Source organism: Streptomyces sp. NBC_00572 (assembly GCF_026341815.1).
Lineage (GTDB): Bacteria > Actinomycetota > Actinomycetes > Streptomycetales > Streptomycetaceae > Streptomyces.
The window spans coordinates 4,992,625-5,018,453 of the sequence record NZ_JAPENX010000001.1 but is presented as its reverse complement, the minus strand read 5'-3'; the positions used below and the strand labels follow the sequence as shown (position 1 = coordinate 5,018,453).

At 68.5% G+C, this 25,829-nt stretch carries 17 protein-coding genes; 8 read left to right on the top strand and 9 right to left on the bottom strand.

The genetic code is table 11. From position 1 onward, the window contains the following. Positions 1 to 20: 20 nt before the first annotated feature. The 6 genes from OG514_RS23085 to OG514_RS23060 form a co-directional block, all read right to left on the bottom strand. Positions 21 to 971 carry an alpha/beta hydrolase gene (locus OG514_RS23085; protein WP_266897728.1) on the bottom strand — a complete coding sequence of 317 codons (951 nt, stop codon included), beginning with the start codon at positions 969 to 971 and terminating at the stop codon, positions 21 to 23. Between the two features lie 92 nt (positions 972 to 1,063). Continuing rightward, positions 1,064 to 2,305: an amidohydrolase gene (locus OG514_RS23080; RefSeq protein ID WP_266897726.1), complete on the bottom strand. Its 1,242-nt coding sequence runs from the start codon at positions 2,303 to 2,305 to the stop codon at positions 1,064 to 1,066. Next, complete coding sequence (locus tag OG514_RS23075) at positions 2,302 to 3,093, bottom strand: ATP-binding cassette domain-containing protein (protein ID WP_266897724.1); 792 nt, start codon at positions 3,091 to 3,093, stop codon at positions 2,302 to 2,304. The genes OG514_RS23080 and OG514_RS23075 overlap by 4 nt, the downstream gene beginning before the upstream one ends. Then, positions 3,090 to 4,928, bottom strand: coding sequence for a dipeptide/oligopeptide/nickel ABC transporter permease/ATP-binding protein (locus OG514_RS23070; RefSeq protein WP_266897722.1), 1,839 nt, complete (start codon positions 4,926 to 4,928; stop codon positions 3,090 to 3,092). Before OG514_RS23070 ends, OG514_RS23075 begins: the two co-directional genes overlap by 4 nt. Beyond that, positions 4,928 to 5,923, bottom strand: coding sequence for an ABC transporter permease (locus OG514_RS23065; RefSeq protein WP_266897720.1), 996 nt, complete (start codon positions 5,921 to 5,923; stop codon positions 4,928 to 4,930). Before OG514_RS23065 ends, OG514_RS23070 begins: the two co-directional genes overlap by 1 nt. Beyond that, entirely contained in the window at positions 5,923 to 7,491 is a 1,569-nt protein-coding gene (locus OG514_RS23060) for an ABC transporter substrate-binding protein (RefSeq protein ID WP_266897718.1), read from the bottom strand. Before OG514_RS23060 ends, OG514_RS23065 begins: the two co-directional genes overlap by 1 nt. 119 nt (positions 7,492 to 7,610) lie before the next feature. Between OG514_RS23060 and OG514_RS23055 the strand changes: the two genes are divergently transcribed. The 8 genes from OG514_RS23055 to OG514_RS23020 all read left to right on the top strand — a co-directional run bounded on the left by OG514_RS23055 (position 7,611) and on the right by OG514_RS23020 (position 19,533). Next, complete coding sequence (locus OG514_RS23055) at positions 7,611 to 8,675, top strand: Lrp/AsnC family transcriptional regulator (protein WP_266897716.1); 1,065 nt, start codon at positions 7,611 to 7,613, stop codon at positions 8,673 to 8,675. 155 nt (positions 8,676 to 8,830) lie between these two features. Further along, entirely contained in the window at positions 8,831 to 10,282 is a 1,452-nt protein-coding gene (locus OG514_RS23050) for an amidase (protein WP_266897714.1), read from the top strand. Between the two features lie 227 nt (positions 10,283 to 10,509). Then, a complete protein-coding gene (locus tag OG514_RS23045; protein ID WP_266897712.1) occupies positions 10,510 to 12,435 on the top strand; it encodes an acyl-CoA synthetase in 1,926 nt (641 codons plus the stop codon). Between the two features lie 356 nt (positions 12,436 to 12,791). Beyond that, positions 12,792 to 14,228 (top strand): cellulose binding domain-containing protein, encoded by a 1,437-nt coding sequence (locus tag OG514_RS23040; RefSeq protein WP_266897710.1) that lies wholly within the window; start codon positions 12,792 to 12,794, stop codon positions 14,226 to 14,228. A 705-nt stretch (positions 14,229 to 14,933) separates the two neighbouring features. After that, positions 14,934 to 15,065: a hypothetical protein gene (locus OG514_RS23035; RefSeq protein ID WP_266897708.1), complete on the top strand. Its 132-nt coding sequence runs from the start codon at positions 14,934 to 14,936 to the stop codon at positions 15,063 to 15,065. A 335-nt stretch (positions 15,066 to 15,400) separates the two neighbouring features. Then, positions 15,401 to 15,649, top strand: a complete 249-nt coding sequence (locus tag OG514_RS23030) for a hypothetical protein (protein WP_266897706.1) — start codon at positions 15,401 to 15,403, stop codon at positions 15,647 to 15,649. A gap of 256 nt (positions 15,650 to 15,905) precedes the next feature. Beyond that, positions 15,906 to 16,892 carry an AAA family ATPase gene (locus tag OG514_RS23025; protein WP_266897704.1) on the top strand — a complete coding sequence of 329 codons (987 nt, stop codon included), beginning with the start codon at positions 15,906 to 15,908 and terminating at the stop codon, positions 16,890 to 16,892. A gap of 34 nt (positions 16,893 to 16,926) precedes the next feature. Further along, positions 16,927 to 19,533 carry a S8 family peptidase gene (locus OG514_RS23020; RefSeq protein ID WP_266897702.1) on the top strand — a complete coding sequence of 869 codons (2,607 nt, stop codon included), beginning with the start codon at positions 16,927 to 16,929 and terminating at the stop codon, positions 19,531 to 19,533. A 67-nt stretch (positions 19,534 to 19,600) separates the two neighbouring features. On the opposite strand, the gene OG514_RS23015 is transcribed toward OG514_RS23020, so the two are convergent. Genes OG514_RS23015 through OG514_RS23005 form a run of 3 tightly spaced genes read right to left on the bottom strand, consistent with a single transcriptional unit; the run spans position 19,601 to position 25,389 of the window. Further along, positions 19,601 to 22,675 carry a type I restriction endonuclease subunit R gene (locus OG514_RS23015; protein ID WP_266897700.1) on the bottom strand — a complete coding sequence of 1,025 codons (3,075 nt, stop codon included), beginning with the start codon at positions 22,673 to 22,675 and terminating at the stop codon, positions 19,601 to 19,603. A gap of 1 nt (position 22,676) precedes the next feature. Beyond that, positions 22,677 to 23,882, bottom strand: a complete 1,206-nt coding sequence (locus tag OG514_RS23010; protein WP_266897698.1) for a restriction endonuclease subunit S — start codon at positions 23,880 to 23,882, stop codon at positions 22,677 to 22,679. Continuing rightward, on the bottom strand, positions 23,875 to 25,389 hold the full coding sequence (locus OG514_RS23005) for a class I SAM-dependent DNA methyltransferase (RefSeq protein ID WP_266897696.1): 1,515 nt from the start codon (positions 25,387 to 25,389) through the stop codon (positions 23,875 to 23,877). Before OG514_RS23005 ends, OG514_RS23010 begins: the two co-directional genes overlap by 8 nt. Positions 25,390 to 25,829: the final 440 nt, after the last annotated feature.

The window sequence follows — 25,829 nt, the reverse complement described above, 5'->3', positions numbered from 1 at the left end:
GTTTCTCTTCATCGTCGCCCTTACTCGCCGGGGTGGGGCGGGTGCGAGAGTGCGGTCCGCGTCGGAACGCGGCAGGCGTCGACGACGAGGGCGCGGGCGGTACGGCCTTCGGGGGTGGGCATGAGCGGGAAGGCGTGCGGCATGGCGGCGGCTTCGTGGTAGTCGATCGGGACTCCGGCCGCGCGGGCCTTGACAGTCAGGGCGCGGCTGTCGGTGACGAGGATGTCGTGGGTGCCGCACAGGACGGTGAGCGGGGCGAGGCCCTTCATGGTTCCGTTCAGTGGGCTGACCAGGGGGTCGGCCGGGTCGAGCCCTCCGGCGTAGAGGCGTCCGGCCTCGGTGAGTCCGGGGCGGGCGAGCATCGGGTCGAGGTGTTCGATGGCCGCCTGGTCGGGGTGGTTCGTCGTCACGTCGAGCCAGGGCGAGATGAGGACGGTACGGGCGGGCTGCAGACCGTGGTGGTCGCGCAGGTACTGGGCAGTGGCGAGTGCCAGGCCGCCGCCCGCCGAGTCACCCATGAGGATCACGTTGTCCGGCCCGGCCTCCTCGATCACGCGGGCCAGAAGGCTCGCGGTGGCGGGAACCAGGTCGGAGGCGTGGCGGCGCGGGGCCAGGGGGTAGATCGGCACAGTGACCCGCGCCGGGGCGCGGCGGGCGAGCTGGGCGACGAATCGCCAGTGGGCGGGGAGGATCTCGAAGAGGTAGCAGCCGCCGTGCAGGTACAGCACCCTCCGGCTCGCCGCTTCGGTGGCCGGGCCGACGTCGTACAGGGGCCAGTCGCCCTGGAGGTCGACCGTGAGCGCGGTCCTGCCCTCCAGCGATTTCGGCGGCGCGTACGGAGCGGGGCGCAGCGCACGCTGGGCGACGCGGGCGCGGGTGTGGCCCGCGGACGCGAGCACCTTCTTGCCTCCGCGCAGCCGCAGGAGCTTGCCGACCGCTCTGGTCTGCCAGCTGGGCCCGGCCGCAGTCATGCGGATCCCTTCCTTCCTCCGGTACACGTGTGGTCGCGTCGGGCGCGGGTCAGGTCCCACGGAGGGACGGGTAGGTGCCTGCGTGGGTCCGCTCACGCCAGGCGGCTCAGCGCCGCCGACACCAGTGTCCGGGCACCCGGCACGAGTACCGACGGGTCGGGGGCGAACAGCGGGCTGTGGTTGCCCGGTACCTCGCCGATCTTCTCGGCCAGGTCCGTGCCGGGGGCCGCCTCCCACACGTCGGCCGGGGTCGAGGTGACGTACCAGTAGTCGTACGGGACACCGGCGGGTGCCAGCAGGGAGAAGTCCTCGCTGCCCATCGCCGGGCCGAAGTCGAACACCGTTTCAGCGCCGAATAGTTCGCGGTGCCCGGCCGCGATCTGCCCGTCGAGTGCGGAGTCGTTGACGGTGTTCGGGTAGCCGGGCCGGAGCGTGACCTCGGGCGGCACCGGGCAGCCGGCGGTCCGGCACTCGCCCGCGACGATACGGCGGACGGCTCCGAGGACACGGTGGCGCACCTGCGGGTCCTGGGTGCGCAGGTTGAGGGAGAGCCGGGCCTCGGCGGGGATGATGTTGTGCTTCGTACCGGCGTGGAACTGGCCCACCGTCAGCACCACCGAGTGCGCCGCCGCGACCTCACGCGACACCACGGTCTGCAGGCGGGTGACGATGTAGGCGGCCGTGACGATCGGGTCGACCGTCGACTCGGGGCGTGAGCCGTGGCCGCCTACGCCGTGCACGACGACGTCGATGTCGTCGGAGGCCGACATGGTCAGGCCCGGGGTGTGCGGGTAGAACCCGGCGAGACCCGGCGTGACGTGCTGGCCGAGCAGCACGTCGGGGCGCGGGAAGCGGGTGTGCAGCCCGTCGGCGACCATGGCCGACGCGCCGCCGCCGGACTCCTCGGCGGGCTGCCCGATGACGACCAGCGTGCCGGACCAGGTGTCGCGGGCGGCGGCCAGCGCCTCGGCGGCGCCGGCGAGCCAGGTGACGTGCAGGTCGTGGCCGCAGGCGTGCATGACTCCGTCGACGGTGGAGGCGTACTCCAGTCCGGTGGCCTCGTGGACCGGCAGGGCGTCCATGTCGCCGCGCAGCCAGACGACCGGGCCGTCGCCGTTCGCGAGGACACCGACCACACCGGTGCGGCCGACGCCTTCCGTCACGTCGTAGCCGGTCGCGCGCAGACGGGCGGCGAGCCTCGCCGCGGTGCGGTGCTCCTGGAAAGCGAGCTCGGGGTGGCGGTGCAGGTCCCGGTAGAACTCCTCCAGTGCGGCGGGCTTCAGGCCAGAGGTGATCTCCCGAGTGAGGCGGGCGACGCCGGTCGACTCGCTCATGCTGCTGTCTCCTTGTCGTCGAATGTCGGCACGCTCGCCAGCAGGCGGCGGGTGTAGGGGTGTCGCGGCGCGCGATACACGTCGCGCACCGGCCCCTGCTCCACCAGTTCTCCATGGCGCAGGACAGCGACCTCGTCGCTGACGTGGCGGACGACGGCCAGGTCGTGGGAGATGAAGACCATCGTCAGGGAGAGTGAACGCCGCAGCTCTTCAAGGAGGTTGAGGACCTCGGCCTGCACGGAGGCGTCCAGCGCCGAGGTGATCTCGTCGGCGATCACCACTTCGGGCTCCACGGCGAGGGCTCGGGCCACGGCGATGCGCTGGCGCTGGCCGCCGGAGAACTCGTGCGGGTACTTGCCGGCTGCCGAGCCGTCCAGCGCGACGGTCTCCAGCCACCGTTCGACCGTCGCCGCGTGCTTCCTGGCATCGGCCCGCACGGGGTCGACGGCCTCGGCGATGGCCTCGCCGATGGTCATGCGCGGGTTGAGCGAGGCGTACGGGTCCTGGGAGACGAGCTGTACCCGGCGGCGAACCGCGACGAGCTCCCTCCCCTTGAGGCCGGTGAGGTCTTCTCCGTCGAGGGTGATGCGGCCTGCCCGGACCGGGTGGATGCCGACGATCGCCTTGGCGATCGTCGACTTGCCCGATCCGGACTCGCCGACCAGGCCGAGCGTCTGCCCGGCCCGGACACCGGTGGACACGCCGTGCAGTACGTCGCGGGCGCGCCTGCCGTGCCCGAAAGTGACGGTCAGATCATCGACGGCCAGCTTGTGGGGGGACGTGGTCATATGGGCTGCACCTCCTGGTGTACGGCATGGCAGGCGACGGCGTCGGTGAGGTCCGGCCGTTCGGTCGCGCAGAGGCCGTCGAGCACCACCGGGCAGCGGTCGGCGAACGCGCAGCCGGTCGGCCGGTCGGCGGGCGCCGGCGGTCGTCCCGGGATCGTGGCGAGCAGCGCGCGTTCCCCGGCGTCCGTGTCCTGAAGGCGCGGGCTCGCCGCCAACAGCGCCTTGGTGTAGGGGTGTCGGGCACGGCCCGTCCGCAGGTCGGCCGCGGACAGCTCCTCGACGACACGGCTGGCGTACATCACCACGACCCGGTGGCAGACCGTGCCGATCACGCCGATGTCGTGGGAGATGAAGAGCATGCTCGTGCCGTGCGTGCGGTTAATGTCCTTCAGGAGGTCGAGGACGTCGGCCTGGACGGTCACGTCGAGGGCGGTGGTCGGTTCGTCGGCGACGATCAGCCGTGGACCGGGCAGGAGGGCGGCGGCGATCATCGCGCGCTGCCGCATGCCGCCGGACAGCTCGTGCGGGTACTGCTTCACGACCCGGTCCGGGTTCTCGATCCGCACCTGCTCAAGGGCGTCGACGGCGCGCTTGTACGCCTCCGCCCTGCCTGCACGCTGGTGCACGCGGAGTGTCTCGGTCAGCTGACCGCCCATCTTCAGGGCCGGGTTGAAGGAGGCTGACGGGTCCTGGTACACGATGCCGATCTCGGTGGCCAGACGCCTCGGGTCGGCTTCGGGGCCTGCCAGGTCGAGGTCGTCCAAGGTCAGTTCCGCCGCGTGCGCGGACAGCCCCTCCGGCAGGAGCCGGGCCACGCTCATCGCCGTCAACGACTTGCCGGAACCGGACTCTCCGACGAGGCCGACGATCTCGCCGGGCGCGACGTGAAAGGAGACGCCGTCGACGAGACGGGTGCCGTCGGGCAGGGTGACGACGAGGCCGTCCACCTTCAGCAGGGCGTCCGCGGGTGCCCGGAGCGAGCTCGGGGACACCGGGGCAGGGCGCCTCGTCCTGGCTTTCGCACCACCGCCGCGCGGGTCGAGTGCCGTGGCGAGGCCGTCGCCGACGAAGCCCGCGAGGACGCCGGTGAGCGTGATGGCCGCCACCGGGCCGATCGCCTCGGCCGGATTGGTGTAGAGCGACTCCAGGCCGGAGTTGAGCAGCGACCCCCAGTCGTAGTCCGGCGACTGCACGCCGACCCCCAGGAAGGACAGGCCGGACAGCGCGACGAGCACGTTCGCGAAGGCCACCGAGAGCAGGATGAGCAGCGGCCCGGAGATGTTGGGCAGCAGGTGGCGGGCGAGCAGGCGAGAGGGCGGTACGCCCATCAGGCGGGCCTGCGTCACGAAGTCGCGCTGGGCGACCGAGGCCGCCATGTTCGCGGTCAGACGGGCGAACGCGGGTGCGCCGCCCAGGCCGATCGCGAGGATCGAGGCGGTGGGCCCCGTGCCGAGGACCGTGGCGATCACCATCGCCAGCAGGAGCGCCGGGTAGCAGATCATCACGTCGATCAGGCGCAGCCCCAGCTCGCGTACGCGACGGCCCGACACCCAGACGACGGTGCCGAGCAGGATGCCCGCCACCGAGGCGATCGCGGTCGCGGCGAGGGACATCTCCAGGGTGAGGCGGGTGGCGACCAGGGTGCGGGCCAGTACGTCGCGGCCGAGGGCGTCGGTGCCGAGCCAGTGCTCGGCACTCGCGGGCGCACGGGCGGCTCCGCTCAGCGCGGTCGCCTCCTCCTCCCAGAGGAAGGGGGCGGCGATGCCGAGGAGGGCGATCAGTCCGAGGCCGCTGAGGGCCACCACCAGAGGCGTGTTCCACCGTATGCGTCGCATCAGCGGCCTCCCTTTCCGGCCAGGGTGCGCGGGTCGAGCAGCGCGAGGGCGACGTCGACGAGCAGGTTGAGCAGAGCCGCGAGGAGCCCCAGGACCAGGACGCAGCCCTGGATCACGGGGTAGTCGCGCACGAGCAGCGCCTCGACGACCCGCTGGCCGATGCCGGGCCAGGCGAAGACCGTCTCCACGACGACCGTGCCGCCGAGCAACCCGGCGAGGATCAGCCCGCCGAGGGTCAGCGTGGCGGTCAGCAGATTGGGCAGGGCATGGCGGGCGTACAGGCGCAGCGGGGGCAGGCGGCGTCCGCGCGCGGTGCGCATGTAGTCCTGGGCGAGGACGTGTGCGGCCTCGCTGCGCACGATGCGGGCCATGACGCAGGTCCCGGGCAGGACCAACGCGGCGATGGGAAGCACCATCGACGTCACCGTCTCGGCGCCCGCCGCCGGGAGCCAGCCCAGTCTGATCGCGAAGCCGAGGACGAGGAGCGTGCCGATGATGTACTCGGGTGTGGCGCCGACCAGGCCGGTGACGAAGGTGAACGCCCCGTCGGTGCGCCGGCTGCCCCGTGCGGCGACGGCGAGGCCGATCGGCACGGCGAGCACCAGCACCACCAGGACGGAGAGGAACGCGATCTCGGCGGTGAACGGCAGGCGGCTGCCGATGATCTCGGCAACGGGCTCCTTCGTCTGGAAGGCCGTGCCCAGGTCACCGCGGAGCAGGCCGCTCGCGTACGTGCCGAACTGCGCCGACAGGGGCCGGTCCAGGCCCAGCTCGTGGCGGGCCAGCTCCACGTCGGCGGGCGTCGCGTCGATGCCCGCGACCACGCGCGCCGGGTCGCCGGGGATGAGCTGCACCATCAGGAACGTGCCGACGACGAGCGTGACCGCGACAGCGACGAGCCCGACAAGCCGCCGGACGAGAAAGGTGCCCCAGGGGCCGAGCACCGTCGCGCGCCCGGCCCCCACTGCCGGCTTGCTGGTCAGTGTCGCCGCCATCAGCGGGTGACCCTGAGCGTGGAGACGGTCAGGAGTCCGCCCGGCATCGCGAAGGAGATTCCCTTGCGGGCGACGTAGTGCACGTCGACCGTGGCGAGCGGGATCACGTCGTTCGCCTTGAGCAGCGCCTCCTGGGCCTTCTGCCAGGCGGCACACTTGGCGCCCTGATCGGTGGTGGACGTGGCCGCGACGTAGTTCTCGGCGTACGCAGTGTTCGTGATCGCGCCGTAGTTCTGGCCGCCCTTGGCCGGCTCGGGCCCCAGGAAGTAGCTGCCGCCACGCGCGAGGGTGCCGCTGATCAGGGGGAAGACGGTGACGTCCCAGTCGCCCTGGTTCGCGGTGACGTCGGTGGCCCAGGTGGCGTTGTCGGAGTTGGTGAGCTTCACCTCGGCGCCGGCGGCGCGCAGGGCCTCTGCGACGTAGGAGTTGCCGGCGCCGCCTGCGACGCCGTTGGTTCCCTCCAGCTTGAGGGACACCCCTGTGAGGGTCTTCTTCGCCGCGGCCGGGTCGGTCGTGGTCAGCAGGGTGGTGTCGGTGGAGACGCAGGCGGCCTTCTCGTCCACGTACGAGGTCATCGTCTGCCCGGCGCCGCCGAAGACCTTGTTGAAAGCGGAGGCGCTGACGGCGTGTGCGACCGCCTTGCGGATCTCGGGGTCGGCGCCCGGGTGCCCGGGGCGCTGGTTGAAGGCGATGTAGTTGCGGATGAACGGCGTCGACCTGATCACGTACCCGGTCTTGCCGGTGAACCGTGTGACGTCCGTGCCGGTGATGGGGGCCAGGTCGAGGGCGCCGGTCTGCAGCTGGTTGGCGAGGGTCGACTCGTTCTTCGCGATCTGGATCCGTAGCGTGTCGGCCGGCTTCCCGGCGGGCATCGAGGCGTAGCGCGGGTACGCGTCGAAGCCCTTGCGCAGCCGCAGTTCGTACGAGGCTCCGCGCCGCGCCGTCGCCATCTCGTACGGGCCGGAGGCGGCGCCCTTGACGGCGCCCTGGGCGAGCGCGGCGGCCCCCGCGTCGAGACCGGCCTCGCAGACGATCCCGGCGCCGGTGCTGGACAGGCCGCTCAGGACCTCACCCCACGGGGTGGCGGTGGTGACGGTGACGGTCCCGGCCGCGTCGTCGCCCGTGATCGTGGTCTTCTCGCCGGCGTTCGCGGCGCCGAAGGCGAGCAGGGCTCCGGCCGAGGTCGCCCGGTAGCGCTTCAGGGAGGCCACTACCTGCGTGGCGGTCAGCGGTGAGCCGTCGGAGCAGGTCAGGCGCTTCTTCAAGGTCAGGATCGTCTTCGTCGGCGTGGACGTCCAGGTCTCGGCCAGACCCGCGACGAACGTGCCTCCGTCGTCCTGCCCGATCAGCGGCTGGTACAGCAGCGACGTCATCACGTAGTCCGTCGCGCTCGCGCCCTTCGCCGGGTCGAACGAGGTGACGTCGGAGGTGACGCCGACCTTGACGGTGCCCCCGCTCGTGTCGCCGCTCGACGAAGGCCCGCCGGCGGAGCCGGTGGTGCAGGCGGAGGCCAGGAGGGATGTGGCGGCGACCGTGATGGTGCCGGCGAGGAACCGCGAACGGTGCATGGAGGACTCCCCAGGGCTGAGGGTGGGAGGGCGGTGCTGCGGTGTGATGCGGGATACAAAACAGGCCGCTTCCCTCCCCACCTCGAAATTGCAAGAATCCGCACGGGAAAGGTGATCGCATGCACGAATCCGCAGCATCCGTCGGCTCGGTCAGGGGCGACACTCCGTCCCGGGGAACACTCGATGAACTCGATCTCGCGCTCGTCAACGCCCTGCAGATGGCGCCCCGCGCTCCCTGGGCGCAGCTGGCCCGCCCGCTCGGAGTGGACGCGGCGACGCTCTCACGACGCTGGGCCCGGCTGCGCGATTCCGGCGAGGCGTGGATCACCTGCCACGCGGCTCCCTCCCAAGTGGCGTACGGCGCTCTCGCCTTGATCGAGGTGTCGTGCGTGCCCCAGGCCCGGGAGGCCCTGGCCGGGCGGCTCGCCCGTCACCCGCAGGCGACGAGCGTGGAACTGGTGGCGGGATCGTGCGACCTGCTGCTGACGGTGGCCACGGCGACGAAGTCGTTGATGACCGCGTACGTCCTCGCTCTCGGCCGCGACGAGGCGGTGACCGCCACCCGCACCCACCTGGTGCAGCACCTGCACCAGGACGGAAGCGAGTGGCGCATGGACTCGCTCTCCCGCGACCAGCGGCGCGATCTGGCGGAGACCGAGGACAGCGCCTCCCGCACCGCCGCCGCGACCCTGAGCCCCGAGGACCGCGCCCTGCTGCTCGCCCTCGCCGAGGACGGCCGCCGCTCCGTCGCCTCGATCGCCGCCGAGTCGGACCGCCCCGAGTCGACGGTACGGCGGCTGCTGCACTCGCTGCTCCACGGCGGCAGAGCGGTGCTGCGCTGCGACACCGCCCACCTGCACGCGGGATGGCGCAGTTCGGCGACGCTCTGGATGTCCGTACCGCCCGCGCAGCTCACGACGGCCGGTGAGGAGTTGACCCGGCTGCGGGACACCCGCATGGCGGCGTCGGTGTCCTCCGAGGCCAACCTGCTGAGCGTCGCGTGGCTGCACGCCCTGGACGACCTCGCCCGCTACGAGGCCCAGGCCGCCGCACGGATCCCCTCGTTGCGGGTGCTGAACCGCACGGTCACCCTGCGATGGGTCAAACGCATGGGCCGTCTGCTCGGAGACGACGGCCGCAGCACCGGCTGCGTCCCGATCGATCTGTGGCACCCGATCGCCTGAATCCCTCCTCCCAGCGGGCTGCGGTTTCTCGCACACTGCCGCCGGTTCTGGTGGATCCGTGCAATCTGCGAGGCGGGTGGGACGGGTACCCGAGGCTGAGGCACCACCGCCGGACGGCCGACCGGCCTCAGCCCAAGACCGAGAGGGACACCTCCATGCCCAGCAACCCGCCCGCCGGCGACGACCTCGTCCACCTCAGCGCCACCGAAGCGATCCGGCTCTTCGCCCTGCGCGAGGTCTCCCCCGTTGAGCTGATGCGGGCCGTCGTCGATCGCACCGAGAAAGTCGAACCGCGGATCAACGCCTTCACCGAGCGCCTCTTCGACGAGGCCCTGGAGCAGGCCCGGCACGCCGAGGACCGCTATCTCGGCAAGAACGGTCTCACCCCCCGCCCCCTGGAGGGCATCCCGGTCGCGGCCAAGGAGAAGCACGCCATCCTGGGCCGCACCCTGACCGAGGGCTCCCTCGCCAGGAAGGGCCAGGTCGCCACCGAGAACGCCCCCGTCGTCGACCGCATACTCGACGCGGGCGGCATCATCCACGCCCGTACCGCCACCCCCGAGTTCTCCCTCGCCACCTACACCCACTCCCGTATGTGGGGTGTCACCCGCAACCCGTGGAACCCCGACTTCACCCCCGGCGGCTCCTCCGGCGGAGCGGGCGCCTCCCTCGCCGCCGGCACGACCCTGCTCGCCTCGGCCTCCGACATAGGCGGCTCCACCCGCATCCCGGCCGCTTTCACCGGAACCGTCGGCTTCAAGGCCCCCTACGGCCGCAATCCCGGGCTCGGCGTGCTCACCGCCGACCACTACCGCGGCGACGGCCCGATGGCCCGCACGGTCGACGACGTCATCGCCTTCCAGAACGTCCTGGCCGGCCCCGACCCCCGCGACCACACCTCGATCCGCCCCAAGCTCACCCTGCCCACCGCGTACAAGGACGTCACCGGCATGCGGATCGCCCTGTGCGTCCGCCTCGGCGAGTACGACGTCCACCCGGAGATCGAGGCCAACACACGCGCCGCCGCCCAGGCCCTCGCCGACGCCGGAGCCCACGTGGAGGAGATCACCCTCCCCTGGACCCACCTCGACCTGCTGACCGCGATCGCCGGCCACTTCTCCACCATCTTCGGCGCCCTCGTCATCGAAGCCGCCGAAACCCACCGCGACCTGCTCAGCCCGTACGCGGTCGCCTTCGCCGACACCATGACGTACGCCCGCACCGAGGTCAGCTACCTCGACTCCCTGCGCGCCGAACACCAGCTGCAACGCGGGCTCGCCACCGCCATGGACGGATTCGACGCCCTGGTCTGCCCCACCACCGCCATCCCCGGCTGGCACGCGGGCGACGACCTCGCGGGCGACAAGGTCGTGGTGCACGGCAAGGAGGTGGCCGACACCCTGTGGAGCGCCATGACCACCCCCTTCAACATCAACAACCGCTGCCCCGTCCTCAACGTCCCCTCCGGCATGTCGAGCTGGGGAATCCCCACCGGCCTCCAGATCGTCGGCCACCCCTACGACGACCCCTCCGTCTTCCGCGTCGGCAAGGCTCTGGAGACCCTCCGCCCCTGGCCGTACGCGCAGCTCGAAGACCACCTGTCGTAACCACGACGGGGATTCCTCGGCGGGACGACCGTGGAGACGGCTGGGCCGCACCAGCGCGCCTCACCCCCTTGCTGACCTCCCTGCCGGCCGACGCCGAAGACCGGTCGGCGACGCGACGGTTACCGCCGGAAGAGCGGCACAGACGTCTCCGCCCGCGCGGGAATGCCCGGTCAGGCTCCAGCGCAGCAACCTCACACTCATCGGTCAACCCTCGAAAGGCAGCCCCCGTGAACGCCCCTCAACCCGATCCGCTCTGGCCGGCGTACGACCAGCCGGGCGACCTGAAGACGATCGAGTCCCTCGCACTGGAGGACCGCGGCCTGCCCGGTACCACCTACGACGTTCTGGCCCGCGCCGCCACCCTCTGGCCCGACCGGCCGGCTCTCACCGTACTGCCCAGCGCGGAGCAGTGGACGCGCGGCGAGACCGTGGGCTTCGGTCAACTACGCGACCAGGTGCACCGCATCGCGAACCTGTTCCACCAGCACGGTGTCCGCCGTACCACCGCGGTGGGCCTGCTGACCCCCAATACCGGCCTGCTGCCCGCCACGCTCCTGGCCGCCCAGCTCTCGGGCATCGCGGCACCGGTCAACCCTGCCCTCGCCGCCGAGCACGCCGAACGCCTTCTGGGCCTGGGCGGGGCCAGGATCCTCGTCGCGGCCGGACCCGAACTCGACCCCGACGCATGGCGGACGGCCCGCGCCGTGGCGGCATCGCTCCGCTGCTCGGCGCTGTTCGCCCTACGTCCCCTCGGCGCGACCGATCCCGCGCCCGCCCTGGAACGCGTCGCCGGCATCGAGGTCGCCTACCTGCACGTCGCGGCCGCTGCCCAGCCGACAGAACTCCGTCCCGGCGTGGTGCCCCCGAAAGCCGGTGACCTGGCCGCGTACTTCCACACCGGCGGCACCACCGGGGCCCCCAAGCTGGCCGCGCACACCCACACCAACGAGGTGACCGACGCCTGGATGATCGCGGCCAACAGCCTACTGGACTCCGATTCCGTACTCTTCGCCGGGCTGCCGCTCTTCCACGTCAACGCCCTGGTCGTCACACTGCTGGCACCGCTGCTGCGCGGTCAGCACAGTGTGTGGGCCGGTCCCCTCGGCTACCGTGAACCGACGTTGTTCACGGTCATCTGGCGGATCGTCGAGCATTTCCGGATCGCCACCATGTCCGCCGTTCCGACCGTCTACGCCGGGCTAGCCCGGGTGCCGCTCGACGCGGACATCACCTCGCTGCGCTTCGCGATCGTCGGGGCGTCCCCTCTGCCGTCGGCGGTACGCGTGGCGTTCGAGGACCACACCGGCGTCCCCCTGTGCCAGGGGTACGGACTGACCGAGGCCACCTGCGGCAGCGCCCGAAGCTTCCTGCGCGAACACCAGCGCCCCGAGGCGGCGGGCCAGCGCATGCCCTACCAGCAGGTGAAGACGGTACGGATCGACAGCGACGGCTACTGGCACGACCTCCCGCAGGGGGAACCCGGCATCCTCGCCATCAGCGGCCCCACCGTCTTCCCCGGCTACGTCGTCGGCCACGACGCCGACGGACCGCGCATGGACTCCCTCGGCAGCGTGCGCGACGGCTGGCTCAACACCGGTGACCTCGCGCGCGTGGATCCCGAGGGCTTCGTCCACCTGCTCGGCCGCGCGAAGGACCTGATCATCCGCGGCGGCCACAACATAGACCCCGCCGTCATCGAGGACGCCCTCCTCGCCCACCCGGCCGTCACCGGCGCGAGCGCCGTCGGACGCCCCGACCCGCACTCCGGCGAAGTCCCCGTCGCCTACGTCACCCTGGCCCCCGGCACGACCGACACCGACCCCGACGAACTGATCGCGTTCGCCGCACGACACGTACCCGAGCGAGCCGCGGCCCCTAAGGACGTCATCGTCCTGTCGGCGCTTCCGCTGACCGACATCGGCAAGCCCTCCAAGGTCCCCCTGCACCTCGACTCCACCCGGCGCGCGGTCTCCAGCGCTCTGGCCGACATCGGCATCGCCTACGCCGACGAGCAGATCCGGTGCGACCTGGCCGACGGCCGCCCGACGGTAACCCTGCCTCCGGTCTCCGGCCCCGACCTACGCCGCCGAATCGCCGGCCAACTAGCCCCATACGGCGTGGACTGGGCGTTCAGCGACTCCGGCAGCTACTGAGGCAGGCCTGCCGTCACCGTGGCACCTCCCGTGAACAGACCCCAACCGGGCCGGCGCGCCTGGGGGCAGGAAGGCCGCGGCCCAGGGGACTGGCCGGCTCCAGCTTGCCCGACAGCCGTGTTCGCGCAGAGTTGATCGCGCACGAGTGCCGCAGGGCCTCCCGGTGGCGCCAGCAGTCAGGCCGTGCCCATGACTCCCACATCCGGACGCAGCTCCAGGGGTTGACCGGACCATTGGTCTATGCCAACTTCTCCTCGGCGCGTGATCAGCCGTTCCCCACACGAGCGTTGAAGCATCAGGCTTCGCCCGCGGCACCGTGCTGCCTTCCCCCCATCACCTCTCCGAGAGGAACCCCCATGCGCAACGGAACGAGCTGGCGGAAGCCCGGCATGCGCACCGCGCTCGTCGCCGCCACCGTGATCGGCCTCGGCGCCACCGCGCTCACCGCCCTCCCTGCCGCCGCCGCGGACGAGAGCATCGCCGTCCAGTACCGGCACGGCAGCGCGGGCAGCGACCAGGCGGCGCCTTGGTTCACCGTGGTCAACACCGGGACGACAAGCGTCCCGTTGAGCCAGGTCAAGCTGCGCTACTACTTCAAGGCCGACCCCGGCGCCTCGTACACCTACGCCTGCGACTGGGCCGTAAGGGGCTGTACGCACCTGACGGGCACGTTCGGCACGCCGGCCAGTCCCACCGCCGAGGCGGACCGGTTCCTGGAGGTGGGGTTCACGGCGGGGGCGGGCTCGCTGGCTCCGGGCGCCGGCACCGGGGACGTACAGCTGCGCTTCCACCGCTCCGACTGGCAGTCGCTCGACCAGTCCGACGACTACTCGTTCGGGCCCGCCCAGACCACGTACGGGAACTGGACCAAGGTCACCGCCACCATCGGCGGGGTCCAGGTCTGGGGCACCGTCCCGGGCGGCGACACGCCCACCCCGACGCCGAGTGCCCCGTCCCCTTCAGGTCCGACCACTCCCCCGGCCGGACAGGGTGTCCTCTTCGACGACTTCTCATACACCGGTCACACCGACCCGGCGATCGCCGCACACGGCTGGACCATCCGCTCCGGCGGAGGCGGCCCCGGGGTCGGCCAGGCGACCTGGGCGCCCGAGAACGTGACCTTCGCCAAAGAGGGCGCGAACTCCGTCATGACGCTGCGCACGTCGACCGCGGGTACCGGCGCGTCGACCCGGCAGACCGAAGTGCACACCGATGCACGGAAGTTCAAGAACGGGACGTACGCCGCCCGCGTGCGCTTCGCGGACACCCCGACCAGCGGTCCGGACGGCGACCACCTGGTCCAGAGCTTCTTCACCATCAACGACCTCACTGCACCGATGGCGGACGACTACGCCGAGTACGACTTCGAGTACCTCCCCAACGGCGGCTGGGGCGAGGCGGCGAACGTCCTTTACACCACCTCCTGGGAGACCTTCCGGCCCGACCCCTGGGAGGCGGTAAACCAGCACACCGAGGCCCGCACGAGCTACGCCGGCTGGCACGACCTCGTCCTGACCATCGACGACACAACGCTCGTCTACTACCTCGACGGCCGGGAGTTCGCCCGGCACGACGCCCGCTACCTGCCGGAACGGCCCATGTCGATCCACTTCAACCAGTGGCTGATCGACCTCGCCGGCCAGACCTCCACAGTGCCCCGCGCCTACGAGGAGCAGGTCGACTACGTCCTCCACGTGAAGGACCAGGTCCTCACCCCCGCCCAAGTGGCGGCGAAGGTCGCCGCGTACCGCACGACCGGGACGGCCTTCGAGGACTCCGTTCCCGCCTCCTGAACGAACCGGCCCGGGCAGGGCTGTGGCGGTGCGATCGCCCGCGGCGCCGGCACCGTCGTCGATGTGGCGGCGGCGCTGAGCAGTCTGACCTGACCAGGTGCCGGGGCTCTCCGACGGCTACTCCGTGCCTCACCACGAGCACCGGCTGCCAACCGGCCGGCCCACCGAGCCGGGGCGAGCCCCGGTGCAGGCGGCGCTCCACCCACCGTCACCTGCACCAAACTCGACCTGACAACCCATCAGAACGAGCGTCATCTCAGCGTCAAGATATCGCCCGTAACGCCCACACCGCACATAATGCGCACTGGTGAAACCGCAGGTCAGGCGTCCTTCTTCACCGGCTCCAGGATCGCCACGCACTCGATATGGTGCGTCATCGCAAACATGTAGAGCCAAAACAGGTCAAGGAAAACCGCAGGTCAGCAGCATGTAGACCACAAAACGGACTCAAGATCAATGTGCATTACGTGCGCTATGGGCGCTACGGGCGACCTCTGACGCACACCAGAGAGCGCCGACGGATCTCCTCAGACAGAGACTCAGACAGAGGCGCCCAGCACCCCGAGCACTTTCAGGCCGACGCCTTCCTGATCTGCGACATCGGCAACGCCGCCGTCGGCACGGGAGCCGCGACCGCCTCCTTGCGGGGCTTGGCGAACATCGTCGTCACCGTCGAGAGGCTCATAGGGCGAGATCCACTCCGGCATGTTTGGAGGCCCCGCCCTGGACGCCCTCGCCGCCCTCATCTATGCCTTGTCCACCCCGCGGGCCCCCAAGATCGACGCCATGCGCATCGACGGCCTCGACTGCGAGGGCTGGGGACGGGGTCGGCTTTGACGAGCAGCAGTCCGCCCCGACGCCAGCGTCCTTGACGGCGCCGGCTCACCGGTACCGGCACCATCACTGACCAGCTGTAGGCCCGGCCCGCCGTCACTCGTCCTCGGCATCGACTGCCCGCCCGTCGTCGGCTCCTCTGCCTCCGTCCCGCCCGCCCGCGCCTGTGGCTCGCCGTGCCTCCCGCCCGGCACCGACGCCGACGACGCCGTCGCAGCTCTCACCGCCCCCTGCGCGCCGCCGTCCCCAGGGGCGCGCGTCACCGTCAAGACCGAAAGCAGCGGCTCCGCCACCCGCGCGGCATCGACGGCCCCGCGTACACCACCCTCGACCAGGCCATGACTGAGGTCTACAGCGATCCCATGGCCTACCTCGGACAGGGCGGTTCCATCCCCCTGCGCAACCTCGCCAAACAGATCCTCCACGTCGAAGAACCCCAGTGCCTCACCCACGCTCCCAACGAAAGCGTCGACCCAGCCGACATCGATCACATGGCACACGTCGAGGCCCCTCTTCCTCCATCACTACGGGGCCACCAGTTCCGGACACTGACCCAGCTCTTCCGCCTCGGTACCGTGTCCGCTTGAATCGGCAGGCTCATCGACGCCGGGGCCTGTAGTGAGACCGGCTGTGGAAGGTTTCCTTGGCGACCATGTCCGGCGGCAGCGGGATACGGTCGCCTTCTGTGTGGCGTTGCTGCGGCTCACGCCAGCCATGCCCACTCTGGCGGCGGCCGGTCCGATAGGGCCGTACGATGCAGGCGCGGGTGCCTTCGTGGCTCCCGGGTATCGAATCACCGAACGCTCTCGTACGAGGAAGCCGGCATCAGAAGGGTGACAGGCGATGGCAGCGAACGCCGAGCACCTGAAAGCCCTGGTGCGCGCGCATGCCGAAGCCGATGACGATCTCTTCTACAGCGTGGCCCTGCAGGTGGCGGCGAAGTCCGCCCGCCAAGGGCAGGGAAAGTTCGCTGTGGACCTGCGGGAGCTGGTCGAGGCCGCACGGCAGAAACAGGGGCAGGCCGATAAGCGGCGTGCCGCGACGCCGGTGGTGCAGCCCCGCGGTGAGCTCTCCAGCCTGCTGACGGCCGGGTACCCCGACACACAGCTCGACGACATGACTCTGGATGCCGGGCTGCTCGCGTCTCTGGACCGGGTGCTGCACGAGCAACGCCAGCGTGCCAGGCTGGAGCGTTTCGGCTTCACTCCAGTACACCGGATCCTGCTGTCGGGGCCCCCGGGCACAGGCAAGAGCATGACGGCTTCGGCACTGGCCGGCGAGCTGAAGCTGCCGTTGTTCACCATCCGCCTGGACGGTCTGATCAGCCGGTTCATGGGCGAGACGGCGGCAAAGCTGCGGCTGGTCTTCGACGCGGTGGCCCAAACACGGGCGGTCTATCTATTCGACGAGTTCGATGCGCTCGGTGCCGAGCGGGCGGCGGGTAATGACGTCGGCGAGGCCCGAAGGATCCTGAACTCGTTCCTGCTGTTCCTCGACGAGGCGCCCTCCGAGAGCCTCGTGGTGGCTGGCACCAATCACCACCAACTTCTGGACCGGGCGCTGTTCCGCCGTTTCGACATGGTCGTCACCTACGGCCCTCCCACTCCCGAGCAAGCGGTTCAGGTGATGCGCCGACGCCTAGCCGGAATGGATACGAGCACACTACGGTGGAGTGCTGTGACAGACAGTGCATCCGGTTTGAGCCATGCCGAGCTGGTCAAGGCGGCGGAGGCTGCGGCCAAGCGGGCCATCCTCGCCGACCTTGACGTGGTGGACGAGCAGCTGCTGCTGGAAGCGCTGAGCGAACGGCACGCCTCACACCATGCCTGAGCCCTCTTTCGCCACACGTTCCACGCCACACCTGATGGTGCCCTGGCAGGCCGCCACCCTGACACCGCGTTCCGAGCCCTCCGGTGGAGGCGGTTCGAAGCTTGTCCGTCGTGAGGACCGCAGCAGGCACGCAGCCACGCTGGTCGACGGTCTGGGAACGGCCGAGCGGGAATCGACCCGGCTCGCGCAAGAGGCACCCGACGGGTTCCGTCCCGACGGTTTCGCGGTACGGATCGAGGCAGCGCGTGACCATCCGCTACAGCTGGAACGTCTGGACGGCTCCGGTCTGACCCTAATGAGCAGCCATCCGCAGACCGACGACCGTCAGCAAGACGCGCTGGTGTGGATCCCGTTCGACAAGGTCACCTCATTCACGCAGCGGATCGCCGCCTTCACCCAGGACACCGACGACGGCAATCCTCAGCAGGCCGCGCTCGTGGCCAACATGGAGCAGATCCAGCGAGCGCTACTGGAACACCTCTGGCAGGAGCGGCACGAGCTGCCGCCGCTGGACGACGAGCGGTGGTGGGAACTGTGGTTCGACCCGCGGATCTCACCGACGGACCCGGTCGCCACTCTGCGTGCCCTGGCCGAGGCGCGGCAGTGGCGGATGAGCGACCGGGCGATCCATGTGGGCGAACGCCTCGTAGCACACGTCTTGGCGACCGGCAACGACCTCGCGGTCCTGCTGGGCACGAACGCCTGCCCTGTCGAGATCCGCGCACCGACGTTCGCCGAGGGCCTCTACGCCGTCGACCGCTCCTTCCGGGTGAACCTCGTTGAGGACCTCGCCCAGCGCGTCAAGCCAGCCGCCCCGCACGCACCCACGGTGTGCGTCCTGGACACGGGGATAGCGCAGGAGCATCCGCTGCTAAAGCCGGCACTGCACGAGCGCGCCTACAGTGTGCTGCCCGGCAGGGTCCCGGCCGATCGGAACGGACACGGCACACAGATGGCCGGTCTCGCTCTGTTCGGCGATCTCACCTCCGCCCTGGAAGCACAGGGCCCCGTGGTTCTCGGCCACGGGCTTGAGTCCGTGAAGATCCTCGACGACGGTCTTGCGCCGGTCGAGTCCCCGCGGACCTTGGCCGAGACGACCGCGAACGCGGTGGCCACCGCTGAGATCGGCAACGGCGGTCCCACACCATCCGCCCGGGTCTTCTCCATGGCCGTCACCCGGTGGTCCCGAGACGGCGAGAACGGTGTCGACTGCACAGCGACCCTGTGGTCGGCCACCCTGGACGCTTTGGCAGCCGGAACAAGTGTGGCTGTACGCGAGGACCGTATCGACCTCATCGGCGCACCGGACCCGCAGGCGTCGCGGCTGATCATCGTCAGCGCCGGCAACGTCCGCGGGCACCTCCCTCACCAGATGCGTGACGACAACGGCCGACTCGACCCCTTGCTGCTATGCGACCTGTCCCGGATCGAGGAACCCGCCCAGGCACACAATGTGCTGACCGTCGGCGCTTGCACCCATCTGGACACCGTCCCCGCCGCCCCCCTGTTCCAGGGTTACCGGCCCTTGGCCGCTTCGGGCGGCCTGTCCCCGTTCAGCCGGACTTCGGTGGCCCTGACCAACGCGGCCATCACTAAGCCCGACATCGTCTTGGAGGGCGGCAATCTGCTCGTTGCCCCGGATGACAGTTTCCTGGACCCGCACGAGCTGTTGAGCGTGCCGACCACCCACCACGACGCCGCGCACCAGCTGGCTTGGGCCAACGCCACGAGCGCCGCGACCGCCCAGGCAGCAGCCCTCGCCGCCACCGCGATGACCACATACCCCGGACTGCGGGCGGAGACGGTCCGAGCCCTGCTCGTCCACGAGGCCCAGTGGACTCCGGTCATGGTCGAGCCTGGCCTGTTCAAGAAGACTGGCGCCCCCAAACTCAACAAGGGCGAGCTCATGCGACAGGTGATCCGCCGGTACGGCTGGGGAGTCCCCACCGCCGAACGCATCCGAAGCAGCGCTTCCAACGCCGTTACAATGATCATCCAGAACACCCTGGTCCCGCTGAAGCAGGGCAAGAACGGACAGGTCCGGCTGGCCGAACTGAAACTGCACGAACTGCCCTGGCCGCTGGAGCAGCTGCGCGACCTGGCGGAGACCACAGTCGACCTGCGCGTGACGCTCGCCTACATGGTCGAACCCAACCCCGGCCGGCGCGGCATGGTCGGTCGCTACAGCTACGCCTCGCACGGTCTGCGCTTCGCCATCAAAGGCCCCACCGAATCCGCCGACGCCTTCCAAAGTCGCCTGGCCGAACAGGCCGAACAAGAAACCGACGGAACCGGCAACCCCAAAGCATTCGAGTCCGACAGCCGCTGGCTGGTCGGCCCCCGATCCCGCAACCTCGGCTCCCTGCACGCGGACATCTGGCGCGGTTCCGCCGCCGAACTCGCCGACTGCGGCATGCTCGCGGTTTACCCCGTCGGCGGCTGGTGGAAGGCAAACAAGCGCAAGGACCGAATCGGCCTGCCCGTCAGCTACGCCCTCCTTGTGTCCCTGCAGACCCCGGAAATCTCCACCGACCTGTACACGCCCGTCGCCATCCAGCTCGGCGTACCGGTGGAGATCGCACCGGCTGGTCAGAACGAGATCACCAGCGGTATCCCCGTCCAGATGGAACTCGGCTGGTGACCTTGCCGTGGCACTTTCACCTAGAGAACTTGGGCACTCCTTACAATGGTTCCAGTCGTGACGTCGTTCAATAGTTCTCCCGCACATACTCGTAAGTGCGGTCGAACAGCTCGCCCTTGATCGGCAAGCTGTACTCCTTCAAGGCGGAACGTAGCTCGCGACGCACCCGTTTGTCGCCCGCGTCGCTCGCGCTCCAACCGGCATAGGCGACCTCGACGACGATCGAGTCGATCCGCGAGACTATGTCGGGGACGATCTTATGCAGCCCAGGCGGTGTGCTCTCCGCGACGATCTGAGTGAGCGCCCCGCGCTTGGGATCGGCCAGCCGGTCGAGCGCTCCCTGGTCGCCCTGTTCAGCTGCCCGATCCGCGGCGACCACATCCTGAGCGATCTTCAGGGCTTCCTCAAGGAAGGCCAGCGAGTCTTCGACGTTCTCGATCGCCTTGGCACGGAGCTTCTCGATTCGCTCGGCCAGCGACCGATACGCCGGGCTCTCGGTACCGGCCAGCCGACGTCTGAGGCGCGCCTCGATGGAGTCGAGGACCTCCTGGTACACGTCCTCGGCTTTCGACTCCGAAGTCTGCCGCTCGGAAAGCTTGAGCTGCTCGGCGATCTTTTTCACCAACGCTAGGCCGGCAGCGTCCAGCGTGACCGTCTTCGACGGCATTGACCTCACTCCCACATCGGTCATGTGACCGTGAATCAGGTCGGTGGTCTTCGCGCCGAGACGTGCCCAGAGGAAAGTCTTGGAGACGTCCTTGGGTCGGATCGACTCGTATACCTTCGCGAGCCAGAAGTACTGCCCCTTGAACGGCCGCAGCATCGGGTGCGGGTCGAGGAACTCCCACACTGTCTGCAACGCGACGTAGGTCTCGATGAACTCGGTGCGCTGCGCACCGCCCTCAGGGATTCGCTCGTGAGCCTCAGCGAGGGACTCGAATGATGAGTCACTGGTGTCAATGCCGTCGAACAGATGGAGTAGACGCGTGAGGTCGGTGACGAATTTCCCAGCCAGTTTGGAGGCGTCCGTGACGTTGAGCTCGTGCTCTTCGTCGTCATTCACCTTCGGACCGGCGACTGCCTTACCGATGGCCCTCGCGAGACCGATGTAGTCGACGACCCGCCCGAAGTCCTTGCGCTGGCCTGTGACCGGGTTCTTCCACGGACGGTTGGGCCGCGTGATCGTCTGGAAGAGGTTCGTGTCCTTGGCAGGCTTGTCGAGATACAGCACGCCTTCGATGGGTGCATTGAAGCCGGTCATCCACTTCGCGGTGACGACGATGAACGACAACGGGTCATCGACCTTCTTGAAGCGGCGCTTAAGCGCCTCCTCCTGCTCGGGAGTAAGCAGGTGCTTCTTGTATTCCTTGGGGGTCTCCTTGCTGTCGGCGACGTGCATCACCACACCGACCTCACGGAGTTGTCCGTCCGGCATGACTGCAGCGCGGCGCTCCAGCTCGGCCTCGATGGCCCTGGTGTACGCGATCACAAGGCGCTGGTTGTAGGCCACGACCTGAGCCTTCTGCCCCAAAGGTGCGGCATAGGTTAGGAAGTGGTCGACAATGTCGGCGCATACAGCCGCCACGCGCTCAGGGTTGGACAGGATCGTCTCGATGTGAGAAGCCTTTCCAGACAGGAAGACTTTCTCCTCCTCGTCCAGGCCCTCCTCTGTGGCCAGCTCGTCGAAAGCCTCGTCCAAGGCTTCCTTGTCGAGGTTGAACCCGACAGACCGGCCCTCCACGATCACCGGCTTGGTGAACCCGTCGGCGATCGATTGCTCCGGCGTGTAGCGCGACATCACAAAGTCCTGGTCGTCAGGGTCGCCGAACAGCTTGAACGTCGAACGGTCCTTGTCCTCGATCGCAGTACCCGTCGCGCCGAAGAACTTCGCGTTCGGCACCGCCGCGCGCCACGCGTCGCCGAACTTCCCCTCCTGCGAGCGGTGCGCCTCGTCGACGAGGACCACGATGTTCGACCGGTTGTTTAGATGGCCAGCCTCAGCGAACTTGTGCACGGTCGTGATGACCACGCCCGACTCACCGTTGCGTAGCAGACCGTGCAACTCGCGCCGGTTGCGGGGCACCGTCATCCGCGGCATGCCAGCAGTCTCGAACATCTCCGCCGTCTGCCGGACCAGATCCTTACGGTCGGCGATCACGATGACCGTCGGCGCGCTCCCGAACTTCTCCGTTACCGCGTCATCGCGCAGCAAACGGGCGGCGGCGAACGCCATGAGTTCGGTCTTGCCCGATCCCTGGTGATGCCAGATCAATCCGCCAGGACGGTCGGCAAGCACCTTAGCGTGGATCGCCAGAGCCGCCTCGAACTGCGGGTAGCGAGGCAACAACTTGATGTCGACCTCGGAGGCATCCCGGGCGTGACGGAACATCACCAGGTCCTTCAGGATCGGCAGGACAGTCGCCGGCCGCAGCAACAAGCGTGCAGCCCGCTCGACACGAGCCGGTCCCGTGACGGTCTTCGGGTCGTCCTCAGTGGATCCCCACGGGGCCCAGATCTCGGAGTCGGGATCTGGAACTGCACAGATCGGAGCCATGCGGAATTCCAGGCCCTCGGTGGCGACGTTGAACACGTTCGTCGCGAAGAAGTTCGGGTATTCCTCCTCGTACACGTCGTGAAGGTCCTTCGCGGCGTTGACCCACGAGACCTGATGCTTCACCGGTGTCTTGGTCTCGGCAACAACCAGAGGGAACCCGTTGACGTAGTAGACGATGTCGAACCGGCGCGGCCTGGCAGCACCGTTGATAGTGACCTCGTCAGCAACCGTGAACCGGTTGTTTTCGAGGTTCTTGAAGTCGATCAGCCGACGAGGCACATGCCTGCCGTCGATCGTCGTGAACGCGTGGTCGCCACGAAGCATGACAGTCAGCCGCTCGTTGGCCGCGACGAGACCGTTGTGCGCATCGAGGACAACTTGATTGAGCTCGTGCAGCACGAGATCCGCCGACTCGAGGTCGTCGACCAGTTCGGGGTTCAGCGCGAGCAACGCTGCGCGTGCCCAGTCCTCGATGATGACGTCATGCTCGTCACGCGGTAACGCGTCTCCTTGAAGGCGCTCCCAGCCGGCCTCCTCCGCCCACTCCAGCAGTGAACGCTGGATGGTGCTCGCTTCCGTCCAACCCACGTCAGGACACCTCCTCGAGTAGAGCGTCGTAGGACTCGGGAATCTCGATTTCTTGATTGAGAAGGGAGGAGAGGAGCGCAGAGCGGAGAAAGCGGAGATGTGAGAGTTCGGAATGGCCCACTCGGAGAGCGTCAGCCATCGCGTCGCACTTTGCTACGTATGCTTCCTGATCCGCGATCGCCGGGACAGGGACCTTGAGAGCCCCGAAGTTCTTCTTGTTGATCTTCTGCATCGACTTGCTCGTTCCGGATGCCGAGGAAGCGATGCGTGCTCTGAACTCAGCAGCCGATAGCAGATGCCCCAGGTAAGTGGCGAGACACCGTGATTCATCCGGGCGGATCCGCCAGATGAGGTCAGGTAGGTAGGTATCCGGCGGCACGTCGAATGCGACAGCAACGTAGCCAACCCGCTCAGGTGTGTTCGACCGCGTAATCAGCAGGTCTCCATCGTTCACAAGGTGGGCCTGTGCGTACCCCGAGTGATCATCGAGCCTCTTGGCTTCGTTCGCGTCGAAGTGCCCGAGTTGCACGGCACTCAACTTCAAGACACGCGCCTTGCCTTGCGCCGGCGCCTCGCCCTTAGTCTGGACGCTCTTGCCGCTGTCGATGCCGTCCACTACTGATGCGATGGGCACGTCGTCAGACTCAGGTACATCTGCACGGAGTGCGCTCAACGTGCGCGCCGCCGCCTCAATCTCCTCTGTCAGCACAGCGATCTGCGCGTCCACCGCAGCCATGACGTCGACGATGCGGCGCTGCTCCGAAAGGGACGGGAGGGCGACTTCAATCGTCAAGAAGTCAGCGGGTTTGACCCGTTCCCGCCTGCCACCCATGCCCGTCGACAACGCCTGTAGTTGCTCCCACAGCTGTTTCTTGGTCGTAAGAAGTCGGAAGTAATCGGGAAGCATTCGCTCGCCGCACGTGAACGTCGGAAACTCTTGCGACGCGTATGCCTTGCCTAGATCGTTCGGAGCAACGGTGATTGCTCCCTCGAATGCCTTCAAGCGGCTATAGACAATCTGGTTTGGCCGGATTCGATTCAGCGTCTTGTACGAGGTCTCATCGCCGGCGATCGGGTCCCGGAACAACAGGCCCCGACCGCGGTTCAAGACGCCAACGATGTCGTAGGAGGTCGTGGCCGTGACTGGGACCGCGTCGACGTCCAGCGCGATGACCTCGCCGAGCCGGACCCGCTCCCACTCAGCCACTGGACATCCCGAACATACTCAGGTCGATGCCCGCTGCTGCAAGTCGCTCGAACATGACGGCTTCGGTATCCATCCGGTGTTGGCGAGCATCGGCATACGCGACGAAGGCTGCACCCAGATCGGCAGTTTCCTCTGCAGCAACCTTGATGTAGCGGCCGATGTTCAGGTCGAAGCCGTTCTGCTTGATTTCCTCGAGCGGCACCAGCCGGACGTTCGTACCGCCCCCACCATCTGGGTCGTTGCTTGTCTGGTACGCCTCGATGAGAGTCTTGACGTCATCGTCGGACATACGGTTCTGCTTCTTGCCCTTGACGAACCGGGCCGAGCCATCGATGAAGAGGACGTGATCTTTGCGTTCGGCAGGCTTCTGGTTGCGGAAGATCAACAGGCATGCCGGGATCTCCGTCGAGTAGAACAGCTTGGGCGGTAGTCCGACGACGGCGTCCAGAACGCGCTTCTCAATCAGGCCCTGGCGAATCTTCGCTTCCGCGCCTCCGCGGAACAGCACGCCGTGGGGCATCACCACGCCGACGCGACCAGTTCCAGGCTTCATTGACGAGACCATGTGCTGGATGAAGGCGTAGTCGCCGTTCTGCGCCGGCGGCACGCCGCAGATGGCGCGCGGATCCGAGGACCAGCGCTCTGCTCCCCAATTCACCAGCGAAAACGGCGGGTTGGCGATCACGACGTCGAATTGACGAACTGCACCGCTGGGGGCCTTGAACGCCGGAGCGCGGAGCGTGTCTCCGCGCTTGATGTCGAAGTCCTCGATCTCGTGCAGGAACAGGTTCATCCGGGCGATCGACGCCGTCGTCAGGTTGATCTCCTGGCCGTACACCCTGAGCGTGCGGTGGTCCTTGCCTGACTCGCGCAGCTGGTTGATCGTCGCGACAAGCATCCCGCCGGAGCCGCAAGACGGGTCATAGACGGACTCGCCCGGCTCCGGCTGGAGGATCCCGACGAGCAGGTTCACGACCTCGCGGGGGGTGAAGAACTCGCCGGCCTTCTTGCCCGACTCGTCGGCGAAGTTCTTCAGCAAGTACTCATAGCCCGCGCCGAGCAGGTCGTGCGAGACCGTCGACGGATCAAGCCTGATCTTGTTGAACGCTCGGATGAGCCCCAGCAGTGCCGACTCCGGGATACGCTCCTGGTTGCCCCACGAGGCGTCACCGAAGACGCCGGCGAGGGAGCGAGGGTTGGCCATTTCGATTCGCTGGAAGGTCTTCGCGATCTCCGCACCGAGGTTGGTGACCTTCCCGGTGACCTCGCTCCACAGCGTGCCCTCTGGCAGCTCGAACCTGTGAAATTCGGCCTCAATCTCGTCGTCGAGGTCGTCGCCGTACTTATCGAACGCCGCGTCGTGCTCGTGGACCCAGGTGTCGCTGATCCACTTCCAGAACAGCATTGGGAAGACGTAGGTCTTGAAGTCAGCGGGGTCGACGGGACCGCGGAGCGCGTTCGCGGCGTCCCACAGCCGGGACTCGAGCTCGTGCTGGGTGATCGTCACAGAGGTGAGGTCCTTCGTTGAAGACGGTGCCCCGATTATGAAGGAGGGCACTGACATTTCGGGAGTCCGATACGGCAGGCAACAGCGACCTTCAGACGGTGACCGTCACCCAAGCGCCGAACCGAGCGTGATTGCGGCCGCTAAGCACGCCGTCCCAGCTGTCCGACATCCGCGAACCAGGAGCAGACGACTTGACACCCTTCCTCGGGCACGACTCCCGACAAGACATACGTCCGACGCTCGCCCCAGCATCACGGAACGTCACGGCCGAGAAGCGAGGGGGCGGGGCCGACCAAGCGCTCAGCAGCCGGCCTCACCACCCCACCGCGGAGAGCACCCCACCTGGGGGGGTGCTCTTCCCGGCAGGCTCAAACCACGCGTGACGACTCGTCAGGCAACGGGCCGTTCGTGCGTCAAACGTGCGTCACGTGCGTCAGATA